The organism is Frankia sp. AgKG'84/4 (assembly GCF_023242965.2).
Lineage (GTDB): Bacteria > Actinomycetota > Actinomycetes > Frankiales > Frankiaceae > Frankia.
In genome coordinates this window covers 1-3,819 of sequence record NZ_JALKFU020000526.1, presented here as the reverse complement: position 1 = coordinate 3,819, position 3,819 = coordinate 1, and the positions used below count along the sequence as shown (strand labels likewise).

The 3,819-nt window shown below is 72.6% G+C and carries 3 protein-coding genes; 2 read left to right on the top strand and 1 reads right to left on the bottom strand.

Features of this window, described 5'->3' with window-relative positions; translation table 11 throughout:
• Nucleotides 1-22: 22 nt before the first annotated feature.
• The gene (locus tag MXD58_RS22520) at nt 23-2,185 is read right to left on the bottom strand and encodes an APC family permease (protein ID WP_248841376.1); all 2,163 of its coding nucleotides are present in this window, start codon (nt 2,183-2,185) and stop codon (nt 23-25) included.
• A 145-nt stretch (nt 2,186-2,330) separates the two neighbouring features.
• On the opposite strand from MXD58_RS22520, the gene MXD58_RS22515 reads away from it, so the two are divergent.
• On the top strand, nt 2,331-3,014 hold the full coding sequence (locus MXD58_RS22515; RefSeq protein ID WP_250609873.1) for a potassium channel family protein: 684 nt from the start codon (nt 2,331-2,333) through the stop codon (nt 3,012-3,014).
• A 3-nt stretch (nt 3,015-3,017) separates the two neighbouring features.
• On the top strand, nt 3,018-3,716 hold the full coding sequence (locus MXD58_RS22510; protein ID WP_248841374.1) for a potassium channel family protein: 699 nt from the start codon (nt 3,018-3,020) through the stop codon (nt 3,714-3,716).
• Nucleotides 3,717-3,819: the final 103 nt, after the last annotated feature.

Genomic DNA, 3,819 nt, shown 5'->3' with positions numbered 1-3,819 from the left:
GCGCGGCGGGGCGGCCCGGCGCTCATTCCCGCTCCGGCGGCGACGGGGTCGCCCCGGCCGGCGTCGTCTCCGCCGCCGTCCCGACCGACCCGGACCCGACCGACCCGGACCCGACCGACCCGGTCCCGATCGACCCGGACCCGACCGACCCGGGCTCCGTACCGGCGCGGGCCGGCGCGGGGCCGGGCTGCTCGGCCACGGATGGCAGCGCCGACCGGCCGCGGCGCACCGCGCCCGCGCCCGTGCGCTCCAGTCGCTGCTCCACCCGGGTCGACGAGGCAAGCTGCCAGGGCACGCTGGTGACCATCACGCCCGGCTGGAACAGCAGGCGGGCCTTCAGCCGCAGCGCGCTCTGGTTGTGCAGCAGGTGCTCCCACCAGTGTCCGACGACGTACTCGGGGACGTAGACGGCGACGACGTCGCGCGGGCTCTCCCGCCGGATGCGGGCGACGTAGTCCAGCACCGGGCGGGTGACCTCCCGGTAGGGGGAGGCGAGCACGACGAGATCGATGGTGATGGCGCGTTCGTCCCAGGCGGCGCGCAGCCGGTCGGCGTCGGCCTGGTCGACCGCGACGGTCAGCGCGACGAGGCTGTGCGGCCGCGAGGCCTTCGCGTAGGCCAGCGCCCGCAGCGTCGGCGCGTGGATCTTGCTGACCAGGACGACGGCGCGGATCCGGGACGGCAGGGTCGGCGGGCCGGGCTCGGGGGTGAGCTCGACGGCGACGCGGTCGTAGTGGCTCCGGATGCCGCGCATGCCGACGAAGATGATCGGGATGGCGAGGCAGACGATCCAGGCCCCGTGGGTGAACTTGGTGACCAGGACGAGGACGAGGACCGTCCCGGTCATGCAGGCACCGAGGAAGTTGATCGTCTGCGACCGGCGGATGCGCCGGCGGCCGGCCGGGTCGGCGGCGGCCGGGGCGTCCGAGCGCAGGATGCGCGCCCAGTGCCGGACCATGCCGGTCTGGCTGAGGGTGAACGAGATGAACACCCCGAGGATGTAGAGCTGGATCAGCTGGGTGACCTGCGCGTGGAACACGATGATGAGCAGCACCGCGAAGCCGGACAGCAGGACGATGCCGTTGGAGTAGGCCAGCCGGTCGCCGCGGGTGTGCAGCTGGCGGGGCAGGTAGCCGTCGCGGGCGAGGATCGAGCCGAGCACCGGGAAGCCGTTGAACGCGGTGTTCGCGGCCAGCATGAGGATCAGCGTGGTGACGGTGGCGATGTAGACGAAGCCGGGCGAACCGTGGCCGAACACGGCGGCGGCCACCTGGGTGATCACCGTCGGCTGGTCGCCGTGGGCGCCGATCAGGTCCGCGGTGTGCTCGGCGACGTGCACGTGCGAGATCAGGGCGAGCGCGCTCACGCCGGCGAACATGGTGACGGCGAGGACGCCCATCATCAGCAGTGTGGTCGCGGCGTTGCGGCTCTTCGGCTTGCGGAAGGCGGGCACGCCGTTGCTGATCGCCTCGACGCCGGTGAGCGCGGTGCAGCCGGACGCGAACGCGCGCAGCACGAGGAAGGCCAGCGCGAACCCGGCGTAGTCGTGCTCGGCGACCACCGTGTAGCCGGCACTCTCGGCCCGCGGAGTGTCACCGAGAGCGGCCTGCACCAGACCGACGACGATCATGACGAAGACGCCGACGACGAAGCCGTAGGTGGGAATCGCGAACGCGCTGCCGGACTCGCGCACGCCGCGCAGGTTCACCATCGTCAGCACGACGACGATGACCACAGCGATGAGGACGCGGTGCGGGGCGAGGCCGCTCACGGCGGAGGTCAGGTTGGCGACACCGGCGGACACCGACACGGCGACGGTCAGCACGTAGTCGACGAGCAGGGCGCTGGCGACGAGCAGCCCGGCGCGCGGCCCGAGGTTGGTCGAGACGACCTCGTAGTCGCCGCCGCCGCTGGGGTAGGCGTGGACGTTCTGCCGATAGGAGGCGACCACCGTCAGCATCAGCACGATGACGGCGCCGGCCAGCCAGGGTGAGATGTGGTAGAAAGCCAATCCGCCCAGTGACAGGACGAGCAGAATCTCCTCGGTGGCATAGGAAACCGAGGACAGCGCGTCACTGGCGAAAACGGGCAACGCCACGCGCTTGGGAAGCAGAGTTTCCCCGAGCCGGTCGCTGCCAATCGGACGACCGACGACGCCGCGCTTCAGGCGGTCCGTGAGCGCCACGCGGCGATGCTACCGACGCAGCGTTCCGCGATGAGTAGTTGTGACATGGCACACACCAGCGTGCCTGGGCGGTGGCGCCGTGCCTGGCCGACCATCGGCGTCGGCCACTGGAACGTCCTGGGACGACCCGCACCACCAGGGCCGGATGGGGCTACCCTCAACCCTCGTGCATGTCGTGATCCTCGGCTGTGGCCGGGTTGGCTCCGCCCTCGCCCGGGGCGTCGAGCGCCTCGGGCACTCCGTGGCGATCATCGATCAGAACGCGGCGGCCTTCGGGCGGCTGCCCACGGACTTCACCGGCCAACGGGTCACCGGGGTCGGTTTCGACCGCGACACCCTCGTGGAGGCCGGCATCGAGCGCGCGGCGGCGTTCGCCGCGGTCTCCAGCGGCGACAACTCGAACATCATCTCGGCGCGCGTCGCCCGGGAGATGTTCGGCGTGGAGCGGGTCGTCGCCCGCATCTACGATCCGCGCCGCGCGGAGGTCTACGAGCGTCTCGGCATCCCCACCGTCGCGACCGTTCGCTGGACCCGCGACCAGATCCTCGGCCGGCTGCTGCCGGAGGCGGTGACCGCGGCCTGGTCCGATCCGTCGGGGACGGTGCTGCTCACCGCCATCACGCCCGGTCCGGGCTGGGTCGGGCGCAGGGTGCGGGAGGTGGAGGAGACGGCCGGCGTGCGGGTCGCCTGCGTCACCCGGTTCGGCGAAGGGGTCCTGCCGGGCGCCGGCACCCTCGTCCAGGACGGCGACGTGCTGCACGTCGCCGTCACGAAGGCGCGTGCCACCGAGGTCGACTCGGTGCTGCGCCACGGTCCCGAGGAGGGCTGAGCCATGAGCACGCGCCGGGTGGTGATCGCCGGTGCCGGCAAGGTCGGCCGTTCCATCGCGGCCGAGCTGCTGGAGAACGGCGCCGAGGTCCTCATCATCGAGCGGGATCCGCAGAAGGTGCGCCTCGACGCGCTGCCCGGCGCCCGGTGGCTGCTCGCCGACGCCTGCGAGCTGGCACAGCTCGACGCGGCCGGGCTGAGCGACTTCACCGTGCTCGTCGCCGCCACCGGAGATGACAAGGTGAACCTCGTCGTGTCGTTGCTGGCGAAGACCGAGTTCGGCGTGCCGCGGGTCGTCGCGCGGGTGAACCACCCGAACAACGAGTGGCTGTTCACCGAGTCGTGGGGGGTGGACGTCGCCGTGTCCGCGCCGCGGCTGCTCACCGCGCTCGTCGAGGAGGCGGTGAGCGTCGGCGACCTGGTCCGCCTCATGCGCTTCCGCCAGAGCGACGCGTCCCTCGTCGAGCTGACCCTGGCTGAGGACGGCCCGGTCACCGGGCGGCGGATCGGTGAGATCGACCTGCCGCCGGACACCGCGCTGGTGGTCATCCTGCGCGACGGACGGGCGGTGATCCCGTCCCCGGACGCGACGCTGGAGTGCGGCGACGAGGTGCTCGCGGTCGCGACCAGCTCCGAGGCGGAGGAGGCGCTCGCGCGTCTGCTCGGCCCGGCACCACAGGCCAGGGCCATCACCGGCGGCTGACGGACACCGCCCGCCGGCGGGTACGGACCCGGGTCAGCGCCCCAGGTGGCGGGGCTCGACGGTGCCGTCGGCGCCCGGCGGCTCGCCGCTGACGGGGCCGCCC

Bases quoted from the DNA above. Each gene is read 5' to 3' on its own strand.
- MXD58_RS22515 (WP_250609873.1), top strand. From the start codon at position 2,331: ATGGGGCTACCCTCAACCCTCGTGCATGTCGTGATCCTCGGCTGTGGC.
- MXD58_RS22510 (WP_248841374.1), top strand. From the start codon at position 3,018: ATGAGCACGCGCCGGGTGGTGATCGCCGGTGCCGGCAAGGTCGGCCGT.